General features: G+C 72.9%; 13 protein-coding genes. 9 read left to right on the top strand and 4 right to left on the bottom strand.

From position 1 onward, the window contains the following. Positions 1 to 79: 79 nt before the first annotated feature. A complete protein-coding gene (locus ACFRCG_RS44305) occupies positions 80 to 1,003 on the top strand; it encodes an LLM class flavin-dependent oxidoreductase (protein ID WP_380042336.1) in 924 nt (307 codons plus the stop codon). Positions 1,004 to 1,013: 10 nt separating this feature from the next. Then, the gene (locus ACFRCG_RS44300) at positions 1,014 to 1,499 is read left to right on the top strand and encodes a nucleoside deaminase (RefSeq protein WP_380042335.1); all 486 of its coding nucleotides are present in this window, start codon (positions 1,014 to 1,016) and stop codon (positions 1,497 to 1,499) included. A gap of 64 nt (positions 1,500 to 1,563) precedes the next feature. Here the strand turns inward: ACFRCG_RS44300 and ACFRCG_RS44295 are convergent, their stop codons facing one another. Together ACFRCG_RS44295 and ACFRCG_RS44290 are read right to left on the bottom strand one after the other, a co-directional pair. Continuing rightward, a complete protein-coding gene (locus tag ACFRCG_RS44295; protein ID WP_380042334.1) occupies positions 1,564 to 2,217 on the bottom strand; it encodes an NAD(P)-dependent oxidoreductase in 654 nt (217 codons plus the stop codon). Continuing rightward, complete coding sequence (locus tag ACFRCG_RS44290) at positions 2,214 to 3,035, bottom strand: SDR family NAD(P)-dependent oxidoreductase (protein ID WP_380042333.1); 822 nt, start codon at positions 3,033 to 3,035, stop codon at positions 2,214 to 2,216. Before ACFRCG_RS44290 ends, ACFRCG_RS44295 begins: the two co-directional genes overlap by 4 nt. Before the next feature lie 153 nt (positions 3,036 to 3,188). On the opposite strand from ACFRCG_RS44290, the gene ACFRCG_RS44285 reads away from it, so the two are divergent. Beyond that, on the top strand, positions 3,189 to 3,779 hold the full coding sequence (locus ACFRCG_RS44285) for a TetR/AcrR family transcriptional regulator (RefSeq protein WP_380042332.1): 591 nt from the start codon (positions 3,189 to 3,191) through the stop codon (positions 3,777 to 3,779). A 125-nt stretch (positions 3,780 to 3,904) separates the two neighbouring features. Next, positions 3,905 to 4,906: an erythromycin esterase family protein gene (locus ACFRCG_RS44280; RefSeq protein ID WP_380042331.1), complete on the top strand. Its 1,002-nt coding sequence runs from the start codon at positions 3,905 to 3,907 to the stop codon at positions 4,904 to 4,906. Between the two features lie 34 nt (positions 4,907 to 4,940). On the opposite strand, the gene ACFRCG_RS44275 is transcribed toward ACFRCG_RS44280, so the two are convergent. After that, positions 4,941 to 5,783 carry a TIGR02452 family protein gene (locus ACFRCG_RS44275; RefSeq protein ID WP_380042330.1) on the bottom strand — a complete coding sequence of 281 codons (843 nt, stop codon included), beginning with the start codon at positions 5,781 to 5,783 and terminating at the stop codon, positions 4,941 to 4,943. A gap of 196 nt (positions 5,784 to 5,979) precedes the next feature. Between ACFRCG_RS44275 and ACFRCG_RS44270 the strand changes: the two genes are divergently transcribed. After that, positions 5,980 to 8,382, top strand: coding sequence for an ATP-binding cassette domain-containing protein (locus ACFRCG_RS44270; RefSeq protein ID WP_380042329.1), 2,403 nt, complete (start codon positions 5,980 to 5,982; stop codon positions 8,380 to 8,382). Between the two features lie 191 nt (positions 8,383 to 8,573). After that, complete coding sequence (locus tag ACFRCG_RS44265; protein ID WP_380042328.1) at positions 8,574 to 9,659, top strand: winged helix DNA-binding domain-containing protein; 1,086 nt, start codon at positions 8,574 to 8,576, stop codon at positions 9,657 to 9,659. A 144-nt stretch (positions 9,660 to 9,803) separates the two neighbouring features. Here the strand turns inward: ACFRCG_RS44265 and ACFRCG_RS44260 are convergent, their stop codons facing one another. Further along, complete coding sequence (locus ACFRCG_RS44260) at positions 9,804 to 11,003, bottom strand: hypothetical protein (protein ID WP_380042327.1); 1,200 nt, start codon at positions 11,001 to 11,003, stop codon at positions 9,804 to 9,806. 299 nt (positions 11,004 to 11,302) lie between these two features. Here ACFRCG_RS44260 and ACFRCG_RS44255 point away from each other — a divergent pair, with 299 nt between their 5' ends. From ACFRCG_RS44255 to ACFRCG_RS44245, 3 genes are all read left to right on the top strand, one after another. Next, a complete protein-coding gene (locus ACFRCG_RS44255; RefSeq protein WP_380042354.1) occupies positions 11,303 to 12,331 on the top strand; it encodes a proline racemase family protein in 1,029 nt (342 codons plus the stop codon). After that, positions 12,328 to 13,245: an ornithine cyclodeaminase family protein gene (locus ACFRCG_RS44250; RefSeq protein WP_380042326.1), complete on the top strand. Its 918-nt coding sequence runs from the start codon at positions 12,328 to 12,330 to the stop codon at positions 13,243 to 13,245. Before ACFRCG_RS44255 ends, ACFRCG_RS44250 begins: the two co-directional genes overlap by 4 nt. A gap of 108 nt (positions 13,246 to 13,353) precedes the next feature. Beyond that, complete coding sequence (locus ACFRCG_RS44245) at positions 13,354 to 14,850, top strand: MFS transporter (RefSeq protein ID WP_380042325.1); 1,497 nt, start codon at positions 13,354 to 13,356, stop codon at positions 14,848 to 14,850. Positions 14,851 to 14,951: the final 101 nt, after the last annotated feature.

The raw sequence follows: 14,951 nt of genomic DNA, 5'->3' as shown, positions 1-14,951 counted from the left end.
GGCGGATCCACGGCGATCAGGTCGGAAGGGCAGGAATTATGTCTTCAGTCATCGGGTTGCCGGCGGATAGCCTCGATCCATGCAACTCGGTGTCAACGTCCCCAATTTCGGCCCCGGCACGGATCCGGTCATGCTGCGCGACTGGGCACAGACCGTGGAGGGGCTGGGATTCGACCTGCTGATGGTCTCCGACCACATCGCGATCACGCCCGACGTCGCGGAGCAGTACCCCGCACCCTTCTACGAACCCTTCACCACGCTCGCCTGGCTGGCCGGCGTCACCCGGCGGGTCCGACTGGGCACCACGGTGCTCATCGTCCCCTACCGACACCCCCTGCTCGTCGCCCGGATGGCCGCCAACCTGCACCGATTGAGCGACGAGCGCCTGGTGCTCGGCGTGGGCGTCGGCTGGGCGCGGCAGGAATTCGCCGCACTCGGGCTGGCGTTCGAGCGCCGGGGCCGGACCACCGACGAGCACCTCGCGGCGATTCGCGCCGCGTGGGCGGGCGGCGAGGACGACTACCGCGCGGGCGGTATCCCGATCTGGGTCGGCGGCAACAGCGACGCGGGCATCCGCCGAGCGGTGCGCCTCGGCGACGCCTGGCATCCGCTGCGCCGCACCATGCCGTGGATGCGGGCGGCGGTCGACCGGATGCGCGACATCGCAGAGGGGGAGGGCCGGGCGACGCCGGCGCTGGTGCCCCGGATCGCGCTGCACGTCACCGACGAGCCGCTGCCCGACGCCACGCGACTCGCGGGCGAGGGCACGATCGAGCAGGTTCTCGGCGATCTGGACGGCCTGCGCGGCCTGGGCGCCGAGACCGTCGTGCTCGATCCGTTCGACGGCGATCCGAACGAGACCCGGCATCCCGGTGCCGCGTGGCGCATGCTGGCCCGGGTGGCCGAGCGACTGCGCACCCCCAACGGCGCTCGCACCCCGCCCGGCGAGCGCACCCCTGCCGGCGAGCGCACCCCGCCCGCCGATTCCACCGAAGCGAAATGACGGAGACGCGATGACCGTGTCGGACGACGAACTCATCCACCTGCGCCGCTGTGTGGAACTGGCCGCCGAGGCCGTGGCGGCCGGCGACGAGCCGTTCGGCTCGGTCCTGGTCGCCGCGGACGGCACGGTCCTCGCCGAGGACCGCAACCGCGAGCGCAGTACCGGGGACCCGACCCGCCACCCCGAGATCGAACTGGCCCGCTGGGCGGCCGCGCACCTGACACCCCCGGAGCGGGCGGCGGCCACCGTCTTCACCTCCGGGGAGCACTGCCCGATGTGCGCGGCGGCGCACGGCTGGGTGGGCCTCGGCCGCATCGTCTACGTCAGTTCGGCCGAGCAGACCGGCGACTGGCTGGCCGAACTGGGTGTTTCGGCCTCCCCCGTACGCGCCCTGCCGATCGGGGAGGTCGTCCCCGGGCTCGTGGTGGAAGGCCCGGTCCCGGCGCTGGCCGAGGAGATCCGCGCGCTGCACCACCGCTTCCGCGGCAAGCCTTGACGGCCGGTCGAGGGGCCGGTGGACGCCGGCCCCTCGGCGGCTTGTCGGACGCCGGCGGCGCGGGTCAGTACGAGATGGCGACCCGGGTCCCGAAGGTCTCGCGGTCGTCGACGTGGCCGAGGATGAAATCGGCCAGGTCGGCGCGGGAGAGCCGGGTCGGGCGATCCAGTGGCCGCCTCTCGTCGGGGCTGTACCGGTAGGTGCCGGTGCGCGGTCCGTTGGTGAGCATCGGGACGCGGACCACGGTCCAGTCGAGCGCGTCGGCGCGGGGGTCGGCTTCGACCAGGTCCTGCTCCATGCGGTGCATGTCGGCATAGGCGTGCCGGTGCAGGGGTTTGACGATGAGGTTGGTGACCAGGCGCTGGGCCGCCGGTACCCCGGCGCCCGAGTCGAGCGCGCCGGAGGAGAGGCAGACCAGACGCCGGACGCCCGCGGCGGTCATCGAGCGGCGCAGATTGGCCGTGCCCCGCGAGTAGATCGTGGTGGGCGCGCGGGTGGTGGCGCCGAGCGCGCTGAGTACGGCGGTGTGGCCCGGGACCACCGCGTCGATCGTGTCCGGGTCCAGCGCGTCCCCGGCGACCACGTGCAGGTGTTCGTCTCGGGTGGTGACGCGTCGCGGATCGCGGGCGAGGGCGGTGACGTGATGGCCGGCGACCAGGGCCTGCGCGACGAGCCGCATGCCCGTGCCGCCGGCGGCGCCCACGACGAGCAGGTTCACGGCGCGGTCGGGTTCGTCTGCGGCCGGCCGGCGGGGCGACGGAAGGGCGGCGCGCCCGCGAGCTTGCCGCCGTCGATCGGCAGCGTGGCACCGGTGATGAACGAGGACTCGTCGGAGCACAACCACACCACGGCCGCGGCGACCTCGTCGGGCAGACCGATCCGGCGCATCGGCATGGCCTGGGCGGCGGCCTGCCGGGCCTGCTCCCCGGCGGCCTCCAGTTGCTCGGTGTGGATCGGGCCCGGCGCGAGCGCGTTGATCCGGATGCCGGCGTCGGCGTAGTCGAGCGCGGCGGTGCGGGTGAGTCCGATCAGGCCGAACTTGCTGGACACGTACCCGGCCAGACCGCCGACCGCCTGGAGACCGGCGGTGGAGGACATGTTGACGATGGCGCCGCCGTGACCACTCGCGAGCATGGCGGGGATCTCGTACTTCAGCGCGAGGAAGACGCCGCGCAGGTTGACGGCGAAGGCGCTGTCGAAGGCGGCCACGTCGACGTCGGCGAGCGGGGTGGGCGGGTGGCCGCCGCCGGCGGCGTTGTTGACCGCGGCGTCCAGTCGGCCGAAGCGCTCGACGGTGGTGGCGACCAGTCGCTCGACGGCGTCGGGGTCGGTGACGTCGGTCGGCACGGCGAGCGCCCGGCCGTGGGCCGCGTCGAGGTCGTCGGCCAGGGCGGTCAGCGCGTCCGCGTCACGGGCGGCGAGCACGACCCGCGCGCCGGCCCTGTGCAGGGCTCGGGCGGTGGCGGCGCCGATGCCGCGACTCGCACCGGTCACGATCGCGACGCGGTCGGCGAGGGGCTGTCGAAGGGTGGACATGGTGCACTCCCGAATCGAGGTGGCGCAGGGTGTGGAGGGTGCGAATCCGGCGTATCGGGACGCCCGGGCAGGCCGGGGTACCCGCGATCCGCGAGGTCGCGTAGAATTCAATGGACAGACAGTAAATCCAAAATCGGGAAAGGGGCAAGCCGCGTGAGTCCGCGCGTGTACAAGTCCGACAAACGTCAGGCCGCAGCCGAGGACACCCGACTGCGCATCCTGACCGCCGCCCGCTCGCTGCTCGCGGCCGCCAAGCCCACCCAGCTCACCCTCGACGGCATCGCCAAGGCGGCGGACGTGTCCCGCCAGACCGTCTACAACGCCTTCGGCACCAAGGCCGGCCTGCTCGAAGCCCTCTTCGACGGGCTGGCCACGCGCGCGGGCGTCGACCTGTCCGAGGCGTTCGCCGCGCCCGACGTGGACGCGGCGCTGCGCCGCTTCACCGAGACCTTCTGTCGTTTCTGGGCCGCCGACCCGGTGGTGATCCGCAGGCTGCGCGGCATGGCGGTGCTGGACGCCGACCTCGACCGACTGCTGCGCGAGCGCGACGACATGCGCCGCACCGCGCTCGGCTCGCTCCTGGCGGCCCGGGGGGCGGCGGCCGGGCCCGAGACGATCGACGTCGTCTGGCAACTCACCGGCTTCGAGATGCACGACGGTCTGGCCCGCCGCGACCCCGAGCGCGACCCGGCCGGCCCGATCGCCGACGCCGTCACGGCCGTATACGCGGCCGCGCGGCGCTGACCGGGGGCCCGCGCCGAGCGGACGCCGCGCGGTTCGGGGATGGCCGGCCGGCGCCCGAGGGGTACTCGAGTCCTGGGTCTCGCGGACGACGCGGGCGGTGCGGTGGGTTGCCTAGCGTCGGACGCATGAATTCACACCGTTTGTCCCTTGTCTGCGGCCCGGCGGTCGTCTCCGCGACGCCCCCGGCCCCCGCTCCGTCGCGCGGTGATCCCGCCCGGGCGCTGGCGGCCCAGGCCTTTCCGCTGCGCAGCACCGTCCCGGGCGGGCCCGACACGGATCTGGCGGCGTTCGGCACGATGCTCCGGGACGCGGAGGTGGTCGGCGCGGGGGCGGCCACCCACGGCTCGGGCGAGTTCGGCACCGTCAGGCATCGGTTGTTCCGGTATCTCGTCGACCACCACGGCTTCCGCGGCCTCGTGCTCGGGATCCATCCGCGCGCCGGAGCGCGCCTGGACGCGTGGGTGCGGCACGGCACCGGCCACCTCAAAACGATCATGGACGAGGAATTCCGCGCCGACGACAGTCCGTGGAACACACTGGAGACACTCGACGTGTTCCGCTGGATGCGGCTGTGGAACGTGCGCGGTGCGCCGGGCGCGGTCCGGGTGCTCGGGATCGGGAGCGAACTCTCGGGCGCCGACCGGGCCGCGGCCGCGGCCGACGGGGTGATCCGGTGGCAACGCCGGATCGGCGCCGGGGTGTTCGTCTTCGCGCACAACCGCGAGGTCGCCGCGGGAAGCGGGGCGGGGGACGAACCGCCGAACGCGGGGCGAGCGTTGCGCGAACGGCTCGGCGATCGGTACGCCAACGTCGGATTCACCTTCGGCCAGGGCTCGTTCGGCGCGGTCGACGCCACGGCCCCGGGGCGGCCCCGGCGCCGCTTCGACCTCGGACCCACCGGGCCGGGCGCGGCCGAGTTCGTCCTCGGTCGGGTGTGTCGACGCGACTGGTATCTGGATACCCGCACGATCGCCCCCGGGCTCGCCCGCGACTGGTTGGCCGACGCCCACCCCACACGCGGCGTCGGCCTCGTGTGGCCGTGCGACGAGTACACGAACACCCGCCTGCGCCCGACCTACGACATCCTCGTCCACCTGCACCACGTGGGCGCCGCGCACCACCGGTGAGGCGGACCGACGGCGTCCCGCCGGTCGGCGCCGGTCAGCGCCGAGCGGCCTCCGCGGCGCCGAAGCGTTCGGTGAACGCCGTCCGGTTGGGCGAGTCGGGGGAGGGGTCGTGGATGGCGAAGACGACGTGTTCGAAGGCCGCCGCGAAGGGGCCGTCGGGGGCGAGATGGTCGTGGAACGCGCCGGCGACCTCGCGCGGGTCGTTGCGGAACACCCCGCATCCCCAGGCGCCCAGGACCAGTCGGCGGGCGCCGTGATGCCGAGCCACCGTCAGGACGCGGCCCGCGCGGCGGCGAAGGGTCTCCCGGACGCGGCCGTGCGCGGCGGGGTCGCGCTGTAGGGTCTCGCCGGCGTCGGGGGCGGCGCAGGTCAGGAACGACACCGGGAACGGCTCGTCGAGGAGGCGACCTTGCTCGTCGCGGTGCACCGGGACGTCGGGGGACCAGATGACCCGGTCGCTGTAGAGGAGATCGGGTCCGGCGCGGTGGGCGGCGTAGTAGTCGGGTGCCCGCAACAGGCACGGATACAACAGGCTGTTGCGGCACAGGTCCTCCTCCTGGGCCCGGGCGCCGCGCAGGTAGCCGCCGCCCGGGTTGCGCGCGGAGGCGAAGTTGAGCACCGCGATCGAGCCGGAGCCCGACCCGGCCAGGCGCCGCGCGGCCTGGAGGCTGCCCTCGCCGGTCACCCGGAACCGCGTCGACGGCCCGGCGCCGACCGGGTGCGGGGCGAGCGGCTCGTCCGGGAGGTGGCCGACGGTGCCGGACATCGCCGCGTGCAGCGCGGGCCCCACCCGGACCGTGCCGTAAGGAGTCGAGTATTCGCCCGTGGCGACGATCCGGGCGTTCACGGCCGCGATGTCCCGCAATCTGCTGTTCACAGGCTCGTACGCTAAGGGTTCGCCACGCGAGGGCCCAATTATTCTCGGCACGCGGCGCGTCGCTCGGCCGGTGATCGCATCGATCAGGAATGAAGAAGCGCGGTCACGGAGCCGGCGGCTAGCGTGATCGCCACACACCGCCGACTCCCCGGCGCCGACCCACCGAAAACGCCCGACCGCGAGCACAGGAGTCAGGATGAGCAAGGCCCCGAGGACGAATCCGCGGTCGCCCGCGCCGCACGCCGCCGACACCCACGATCTGATCCGCGTGCACGGCGCCCGGGTGAACAACCTCAAGGACATCGACGTCGAGATCCCCAAGCGTCGATTGACCGTCTTCACCGGTGTATCCGGCTCGGGCAAGAGTTCGCTCGTCTTCGGCACCATCGCCGCGGAGTCCCAGCGACTGATCAACGAGACCTACAGCGCCTTCGTCCAGGGCTTCATGCCGACCCTGGCCCGGCCGGAGGTGGACGTCCTCGAAGGTCTGACCACCGCGATCCTGGTCGACCAGCAGCGTATGGGCTCCGACCCGCGCTCCACGGTCGGCACCGCCACCGACGCCAACGCGATGTTGCGCATCCTGTTCAGCCGACTCGGCAAGCCGCACATCGGCCCGCCCGGCGCGTACGCGTTCAACGTGCCCTCGGTCCGGGCCGGCGGCACGATCACCGTCGAGCGCGGGGCCAAGAAGGCGGTGAAGGCGTCGTTTGAGCGCACCGGCGGCATGTGTCCCGGCTGCGAGGGCCGGGGCACCGTCTCCGACATCGACCTCACCCAGCTCTACGACGACTCCAAGTCGCTCAACGAGGGCGCGCTCACCGTCCCCGGCTACAGCATGGAGGGCTGGTACGGCCGGATCTTCGGCGGCTGCGGCTTCTTCGACCCGGACAAACCGATCCGCAAGTTCACCAAGAAGGAACTGCACGACCTCCTGTACAAGGAGCCGACCAAGATCAAGGTCGACGGGATCAACCTGACCTACGAGGGGCTGATCCCGAAGATCCGCAAGTCGATGCTGGCCAAGGACATCGACGCGCTCCAGCCGCACATCCGGGCGTTCGTGGAGCGCGCGATGACGTTCGGGACCTGCCCCGAATGCGGCGGCACCCGGCTGAGCGAGGGGGCCAGGTCGTCGCGGATCAAGCGGGTGAGCATCGCCGACGCGTGCGCGATGCAGATCAGCGATCTGGCGGAGTGGATCCGAGGCATCGACGAGCCGTCGGTGGCGCCGCTGCTCGCCAACCTCGGGCACTCCCTCGACTCGTTCGTCGAGATCGGCCTCGGCTACCTCTCGCTCGACCGGGCGTCGGGCACGCTCTCCGGCGGCGAGGCGCAGCGGGTCAAGATGATCCGCCACCTCGGCTCCGCGCTCACCGACACCACGTACGTCTTCGACGAGCCCACCATCGGCCTGCACCCGCACGACATCCGGCGGATGAACGACCTGCTGCTGCGCCTGCGGGACAAGGGCAACACGGTGCTCGTGGTGGAGCACAAACCGGAGACGATCGGGATCGCCGACCATGTGATCGACCTAGGTCCCGGCGCCGGCTCGGCGGGCGGCACGGTCTGCTTCGAGGGCACCGTGGACGAGTTGCGCAAGAGCGACACCGTCACCGGCCGGCACTTCGACGACCGGGCCAGGCTCAAGGACCGGGTACGCAAGCCCACCGGCGCGCTGGAGATCCGCGGCGCGGCCACGCACAACCTGCGCGACGTGGACGTGGACGTGCCGCTCGGGGTGCTCACGGTGGTCACCGGGGTCGCGGGCTCCGGGAAGAGTTCGCTCGTGTACGGCTCGCTGGTGGGCGGTTCGCATGCCGCCGGCGAGGGTGTGGTGTCGGTCGACCAGGCGCCGATCCGGGGTTCGCGGCGCAGCAATCCGGCGACGTACACCGGGTTGCTCGATCCGATTCGCAAGGCGTTCGCGAAGGCGAACGGGGTGAAGCCGGCCCTGTTCAGCGCCAACTCCGAGGGTGCCTGTCCCACCTGCAACGGGGTCGGCGTGGTCTACACCGACCTGGCGATGATGGCCTCGGTGGCGAGTGTGTGCGAGGAGTGCGAGGGCAGGCGGTTCGACGCCTCGGTGCTGGAATACCACCTGGGCGGGCGCGACATCAGCGAGGTGCTGGCGATGTCGGTGAACGAGGCTCGGGAGTTCTTCGGCGCGGGCGAGGCGCACACGCCGGCCGCGCACACCATCCTCGGGCGGCTCGCCGACGTCGGGCTCGGCTACCTCGGTCTGGGGCAGCCGCTGACCACACTGTCCGGCGGCGAGCGGCAGCGGCTCAAGCTGGCCACGCACATGGGCGACAAGGGCGGGGTGTACGTCCTGGACGAGCCGACCACGGGTCTGCACCTCGCCGACGTCGAGCAACTGCTCGGGCTGCTGGACCGGTTGGTCGACGCGGGCAAGTCGGTGATCGTGATCGAGCACCACCAGGCGGTGATGGCGCACGCCGACTGGATCATCGACCTCGGGCCCGGGGCGGGGCACGACGGCGGGCGGGTGGTGTTCGAGGGCACGCCGGCGGATCTGGTCGCGGCCCGGTCGACGCTGACCGCGGAGCACCTGGCGGACTACGTGGGGGGCTGAGGGGACGGGGGTCGGTGCGTCCGGGCTCGGCGGTGCGTCCCGCCGGGCAACTCCCGTGCACGGAGCCATGACGTCGCCGAGTAGCGGTCACAAGCTGACCGCTACCGATGTCAGGCTGGGGACATGGGCGCGAGGAGAGGCGAGGGATCGGTCGTGATCGTGGACGGGGAAACGAAGGGTGGTCGGTGGCGATGACCGTTCTCGACACGCGGGCGCTCAACCGGGCGACCCTGGCACGGCAGTTGTTGCTCGATCGGGTCGACATGGCGCCGGCGGCGGCCGTGGCGCACGTCGGCGGTTTCCAGGCGCAGGAACCGCAGGAGCCGTTCATCGGGCTCTGGTCGCGGCTGCGCGCGTTCGACCCGGCGACGCTGTCCGCCCTGGTGACCGGACGCGACGTGGTGCGGACCCACCTGATGCGCCGGACCGTGCACCTGGTCACCGCCGCCGACGCGCTGGCCTGGCGGGCCCGCCACGACACGATGTTGCGGCAGCGGGTGATGGGCGTGTACCGCCGCGAGCTGGAGGGGATCGATCTCGACGAGCTGGCCGCGCAGGGCCGGAAGGTGATGAGCGACGGGATGCCGCGCTCGATGTCGGAGTTCGCCCGGGCGCTCGCCGACCGATGGCCCGACGTGTCGCCGAAGGCGCTGGGGGAGATGCTGATCGCGCTCGTCCCGGTGGTGCAGCTCCCGCCGCGCGGGGTGTGGCGGACCCGGGCGGGCGTGCGCAACGCGCTCGTCTCCTCGTGGCTGGGGCGCGAGGTCGACCCGCCGGCCCCGGCGGACACGGATCCGGTCGGCGAAGCGCTGGTGCGGCGCTATCTGGCTGCGTTCGGCCCCGCCTCCTCGGCCGATCTGCGCGCCTGGTGCGGCCTCGCGGGTCTGCCGCGCGCAGTTGCCGCGGTGCGCCCGGAACTGGTCTCGTTCCGCGACGAGCGGGGGCGCGAGCTGCTGGATCTGCCCGACGCGCCGCGCCCCGACCCCGACACCCCCGCCCCGGTGCGCTTCCTCCCCGCCTTCGACAACGCGCTCCTGGGCTACGACGACCGCACCCGCATCGTCGACGACGCGCACCGGGGCCTGTCGGTCGCCGGCGTGCGCGTGGTCCTGCTCGACGGCCGGGTCGGCGCGACGTGGAGCGTCGAGGGCGGGGCGGTGGCGGTCACCCCGCTGCGGTCGTTGTCCCGGGCCGAACACGCCGCCGTGGGCGAGGAGGCGGGAGCGCTGGCGTCGTTCCTGTCCGACGGCGAGAACGATCGGGTGCGGATCGGGTAGGCCGCCCGCCGGTGCGGGTGATGGTGGGTGTGGCCCCGGCGCTGCGGGTCGCGCTGTCCGGGGCCGCGCTGTCGGGGTTTGCGATTCTCGGGTCGGGGACCGCCCGGCGGGCGGGGGTGGTCGGCTCGTCAGGCGGTTGGGCGGTCAGGCCGGAGGCTGGGTCAGGTCCTCCTCGTCGGCTTCGGTGAGGATGCCCTCCGGGCTGATGTAGAGGTTGTCGATCGGGGCCTGGCCGTAGCCCGTCTCGACGATCTCCTCGATCCGTTCGCAGATCTCCTCCGGTGACGCCGTCGCGGCACGATCGCCCTCGGGGCGTCCCCGCTTGCCGACGTGTTGGCCGAAGAGGTCCGCGATACGTTCGTCGACCCCGATGCGGACCCGCGTTCCCGGCACCACCGCGACGAGGAACCGCACGCTGTCGACGGTGAGCGTGGCGGTGCTGCCCTCGATCATCTCGAGGAAGGGACGATAGAACTCCTCGTAGAACTTCGCCTTTTCCATCGGATCGCCTTCCTCCCGGCGCCGCTTTTGGGCGGGGTCGGCCACGTGCAGGTGCCACCGGCCGTCGGCGGGATTGACCCGCGCGACGGAGGCGATGCGGGCATTGGGCGCGACGAGCGCGCCGAAGACGCCCGGCATGAGCACCGTGGCGAGCTTGCGGGTCTGGTCGATTGCCGTGCCGAGCAGCGCCGCGACCCCGGCGACGGCGAAACCGCCGCCGGCCGCGCCCACACCGCGCCCCTTGGCCTCCCACACCTGGCAGGTGCCCGCCCCCAGATTGAAGAACAGGATGTCGGGCAGGTTGGCCGCGGCGAACGCGGGATCGAGCGTGTATGCGACGCCCGCTCCCCCGTAGGCGGCGGCGTGGCGGGACAGGTGGCGCGGGAAGGTGAAGCCGGTGATCCCGGCGGTGTACACGGCCAGGGTCACGCCCGTGAAGTAGGCCAGGGCGCGCTTTTCGCCCGCGTCCAGCGCCGCCAGGATCGGCGTGTCGTGCAGGTGACCACCCGCGGCCGTGTAGGCGGACACGCGTAACGACGCGAGGCGCCAGGTCGCCTCGTATGCGGGGTGTGGTCCCGCCGGGTACAGCCCGATGCGCAGCGACGCGTTCGCCAGTCCGGCCCACGTGTAGGGCGCGTTCGCCGCCAGCGCGGGAACGGCCGCCAATCCGGCCGCGGGTATCCCGCCGAACATGTGCGGCACCAGCGCGGCGCCGGCGGTGTTGGCCAGATTGATCAGTCGCGGTGCCGGGTCGCCCGCCCCGGCGGGAGCGGCGAGGGCCGGTTGACAGTTGCCGACGGCGGCGTGGAACTGGTAGGCGAAATGCGGCACTTCAACCTCCATGGGTCGGATGCGGGGAGGCGGAATGCCTCGCTTCAACGTATCCGCCACGAAAGACCGTTGTCCGGCGAATGGCCGACGACAGGACGGACGGCGGCGGGCACCGGCGGGAAGGAGGGCGAGCGCGCGGACGGGGAGGCCGCCGGCCGGTGCGGAGCGCCCCGGACGATCGCATGCCCGAGGTCGGGAAATACTTGCGGGTGTCTGATATCTGTCAATACAATGTCACACCTTATAAAGGTGCTTCGTTATCCGCCCGTGCCCGGCAAGTCCCCACCCCCGCCCAGGAAGAAGGCGCCCGCATCGTGATCGCCGCCATCGAGACCGTCGACTACCACACCGCCGGCGAACCCTTCCGGATCGTCTCCCGCGGGCTGCCCGTGATCGCCGGGGACACCGTGGCCGAGCGGCGGGCGATCGTACTCGGAGCGGGGGGCACCGCCACCGCGCCGCGACCCGGCCCGCTCGACGACATCCGCCGACTGCTCACCCGCGAACCGCGCGGGCACGGCGGCATGTACGGCGGTTTCGTGGTTCCGCCGGACGACGACGAGGCACACCTGGGGGTGCTGTTCTGGCACAAGGACGGCTACTCCACCGCGTGCGGCCACGGCACCATCGCGCTCGGCGCGTGGGCGGTCGACTCGGGGCGGGTGGCGGCGCCGGCGGACGGAACGGCGCGGGTGTACATCGACGTTCCCTCCGGTCGGGTCACCGCCATCGTGCACCGCCGCGCCGGGCGGACCACCTCGGTGACCTTCCGCAACGTGCCGACGGGCATCGCCGCCAGGAAGATCCCGGTGACCACCTCGCGTGGCCCGGTACAGGTCGACCTCGCCCACTCCGGGGCCTGCTACGCCTCCGTCTCGGCGACCTCGCTCGGGCTTGCCGTCACCCCGGAGCGGCTGCCCGAGATCACCGCGATCGGCCGGGAGATCCGCGCCGCGCTCGCCGACGAGCCGGCCACCCGCCATCCCGACGACCCGCGCCTGTCCGGGGTCTACGGCGTCATCCTCCACGAGGAACTGCCGGACACCGGGACCGGACTCCACCAGCGCAACGTCACCGTGTTCGCCGACGGCCAGATCGACCGGTCCCCGTGTGGTTCGGGCACGTCCGCGCGGCTGGCGCTGCTCGCCGACAGCGGTCGCATCGCCACGGGCGACGAACTGCGCCACGAGTCGATCATCGGCACGGTCTTCACCGGCAAGGTCGTCGGGACGCACACCGCCGGCGTGCTCACCGAGGTCACCGGCACGGCGTATCGCACCGGCGAGCACCGGTTCCTGCTCGAGGCCGACGACACGCTCGGGACGGGGTTCCTGCTGTGACGGATACGGATCAACTGCCCACGATCCCCGTGGAGTCGACGCCCGAGCAGGCAATCGGGACGATCGAGCGCACGCTGCTCGACGGCCTCGATCCGGAGGGGGCACCGCCCCGGTCGAGCGTGGCCGTGCCCGCCGGGGAGTTGCTCCTGATGCCCGCGGCGGTGTCGTCGCACGTGGGCGTCAAGATCGCCGGGGTCGCCGTCGGCAATCCGGCCCGGGGGCTGCCCCGGATCACCGGCAGCTACCTGCTGCTCGACGGGCCCACGCTGCGCCCGTTGGCGCTGTTCGACGGCGCCGCGCTGACCACGCTGCGGACGCCGGCGGTCAGCGCCGTCGCGGTCCGGCGGCTGGCCGTCGCCGATGCCGCGCACCTGGTGCTGTTCGGTACGGGTCCGCAGGCGTACGGGCACCTGGCGGCCCTGCTCGCCGTCCGGCCGCTGAGCCGGCTCACGGTGGTCGCGCGACGCGTCGAGGCGGCTCGGGAACTGGCCGAGCACGCCCGCGCGTTCGGCCTCGCGGCGACGGTCGGGACGGCGGAGGCGGTCGCCGACGCCGACATCGTGGTGTGCGCGACCACGGCCCGCGAACCGCTGTTCGACGGCACGCTGGTGCCCGCCCACGCGGTCGTGGTGGCGGTGGGTTCGCACGAGCCGACGGCGCGAGAGGTCGACACCGCGCTGGTCCGCCGCGCGGCGGTGTACGTCGAGGCGCGCTCCGCCGCCGCCAAGGAGGCCGGCGATCTGCTCCTCGCCGGGTGGGACGCGAGCCGCGACGCCGCGGTGAACCTCGCGGAGTTGGTCCGGGGGGAGGGGGCGGTCCCCGAGGACCGGCCGCGGTTCTTCAAGAGCGTCGGGATGTCGTGGGAGGACCTGGCCGTCGCGGTGGAGATCCACCGGCGCCACGAGGGAAATTGACCCACGAATCCCTGCTCGGAATGCACCCTGTGGCTGGTCGATCGCGCGCCTAGGTTTGTGTTTGCCACCAGGCGAACCGCACCGCACCTCCACAGAACAGGCCACGCCATGTCGTCCCGAGTAGCCACGCCACGCCACAGGACCGCCGCCGAAACCCCCGGCGGCGGTACCACCATCGCCGAGACACCCTCCCGCCGTCGGCCGGGGCTCGTGCTCGCGTTGTTGGCGTTCGCCCAACTGATCATCTCGATCGACTACAACATCGTCTACGTCGCGCTCCCCGAGATCGGCACCGGACTCGGCTTCTCCGCGCAGAACCTCCAGTGGGTGATCAGCGCCTACGCGGTGGCCTTCGGCGGCTTCCTGCTCCTCGGCGGCCGGGCGAGCGACCTGTTCGGGCCACGTCGGATGTTCACGCTCGGCCTGTCGCTCTACGCCGTCTCGTCCCTGCTCGGCGGACTCGCCGGATCGCCCGCGCTGTTGATCGCCGCCCGGGCGATCCAGGGCATCGGCGGCGCCTTCCTCTTCCCCGCCACGCTCACCCTCGTGTCCACGAGCTTCGCCGAAGGACGGGAACGCAACCGGGCGTTCGCGGTGTGGGGCACCGCCGGCGGCAGCGGGATGATCCTGGGCTCGCTCCTGGGCGGCGTGCTGACCCAGTCCCTCGGCTGGGAATCGGTCTTCTTCGTCAACGTCCCGCTCGCCGCCCTCGCCGCCGCGCTCGCGTTCCCGCTGATCACCCCCGACGCCGCGCGGACCAGGGGCCGTTCGTTCGACCTGACCGGCGCGCTCACCTCCACCGTCGGAATCACCGCCGTGGTCTACGCCCTCGTCCAGGGACCCGAATCCGGTTGGACCGCCGCCCCCGTGCTCGGCGCCGCGCTCGCCGGCCTCGCCCTGCTCGCCGCCTTCGTCGCCGTCGAACGCCGCAGCGCCGACCCGCTGTTGCCGCTGCGCCTGTTCGCCAACCGCAACCTCACCGTCGGCACCGGCGTCACCTTCCTCTACATGGCCACCTTCGGCACCCTGCTCTACTTCCTGACCGTCTACTTCCAGGGCGTGCACGGCTACAGCGCGCTGCGCACCGGCCTGGCCTTCCTGGTCCCGATGGCCGCCATCGCGGTCGGCTCGCAGACCGCGGGGCGCCTGGCCACCCGGTACGGCATCCGCCCGATCCTGATCGCCTCGCTGCTGACCGGCGCCGCCGGAGCCGCGATCATCGCGCCGACCATGTCCGCCGACGCCTCCTACGCCGCCCTGATCCCCGGACTCGTCGTCCTCGGCATCGGCCAGGGCGCGGGTTACACCCTGATGTTCGGCGCCGCCTCGACCGGGGTGAGCCCCACCGACCAGGGCATCGCGTCCGGTATCGCCTCCACCAGCCAGCAGATCGGCGGCGCCGTCGGCCTGGCCCTCCTGGTCGCCATCGCCAACGCCGGCCTGGGCGAGCACACCGGGGAGGCGCTGCGCGTCGCCACCGCCGACGGCCTGCGCACCGCGGTGTACCTGGCCGCCGCCGGCATCGTGCTGACCGCCCTGGCCGCCTTGGCCCTGCGCGGGCCGGCCGCCCGCGAGGTCGCCGCGCACACCCCCGTCCACGTCTGAGTCTCCACCCACGCCGCGGGGGGGCGCCCCCCCCCCCCGCGGGGCGCCGCGGGCGGGGGGGGGGGGGGGGGGCCCCCCCCCCCCCCCCCCCCCCCCCCCCC

The organism is Embleya sp. NPDC056575, assembly GCF_042793325.1.
Lineage (GTDB): Bacteria > Actinomycetota > Actinomycetes > Streptomycetales > Streptomycetaceae > Embleya.
Note: the sequence above shows the minus strand (reverse complement) of the source record. Positions and strands in the feature narration are given on the sequence as shown.

Coding starts and splice junctions, on each gene's coding strand:
- ACFRCG_RS44305 (WP_380042336.1), top strand. CDS start 80: ATGCAACTCGGTGTCAACGTCCCCAATTTCGGCCCCGGCACGGATCCG.
- ACFRCG_RS44300 (WP_380042335.1), top strand. CDS start 1,014: ATGACCGTGTCGGACGACGAACTCATCCACCTGCGCCGCTGTGTGGAA.
- ACFRCG_RS44290 (WP_380042333.1), bottom strand. CDS start 3,035: ATGTCCACCCTTCGACAGCCCCTCGCCGACCGCGTCGCGATCGTGACC.
- ACFRCG_RS44280 (WP_380042331.1), top strand. CDS start 3,905: ATGAATTCACACCGTTTGTCCCTTGTCTGCGGCCCGGCGGTCGTCTCC.
- ACFRCG_RS44270 (WP_380042329.1), top strand. CDS start 5,980: ATGAGCAAGGCCCCGAGGACGAATCCGCGGTCGCCCGCGCCGCACGCC.
- ACFRCG_RS44265 (WP_380042328.1), top strand. CDS start 8,574: ATGACCGTTCTCGACACGCGGGCGCTCAACCGGGCGACCCTGGCACGG.
- ACFRCG_RS44260 (WP_380042327.1), bottom strand. CDS start 11,003: ATGGAGGTTGAAGTGCCGCATTTCGCCTACCAGTTCCACGCCGCCGTC.
- ACFRCG_RS44245 (WP_380042325.1), top strand. CDS start 13,354: ATGTCGTCCCGAGTAGCCACGCCACGCCACAGGACCGCCGCCGAAACC.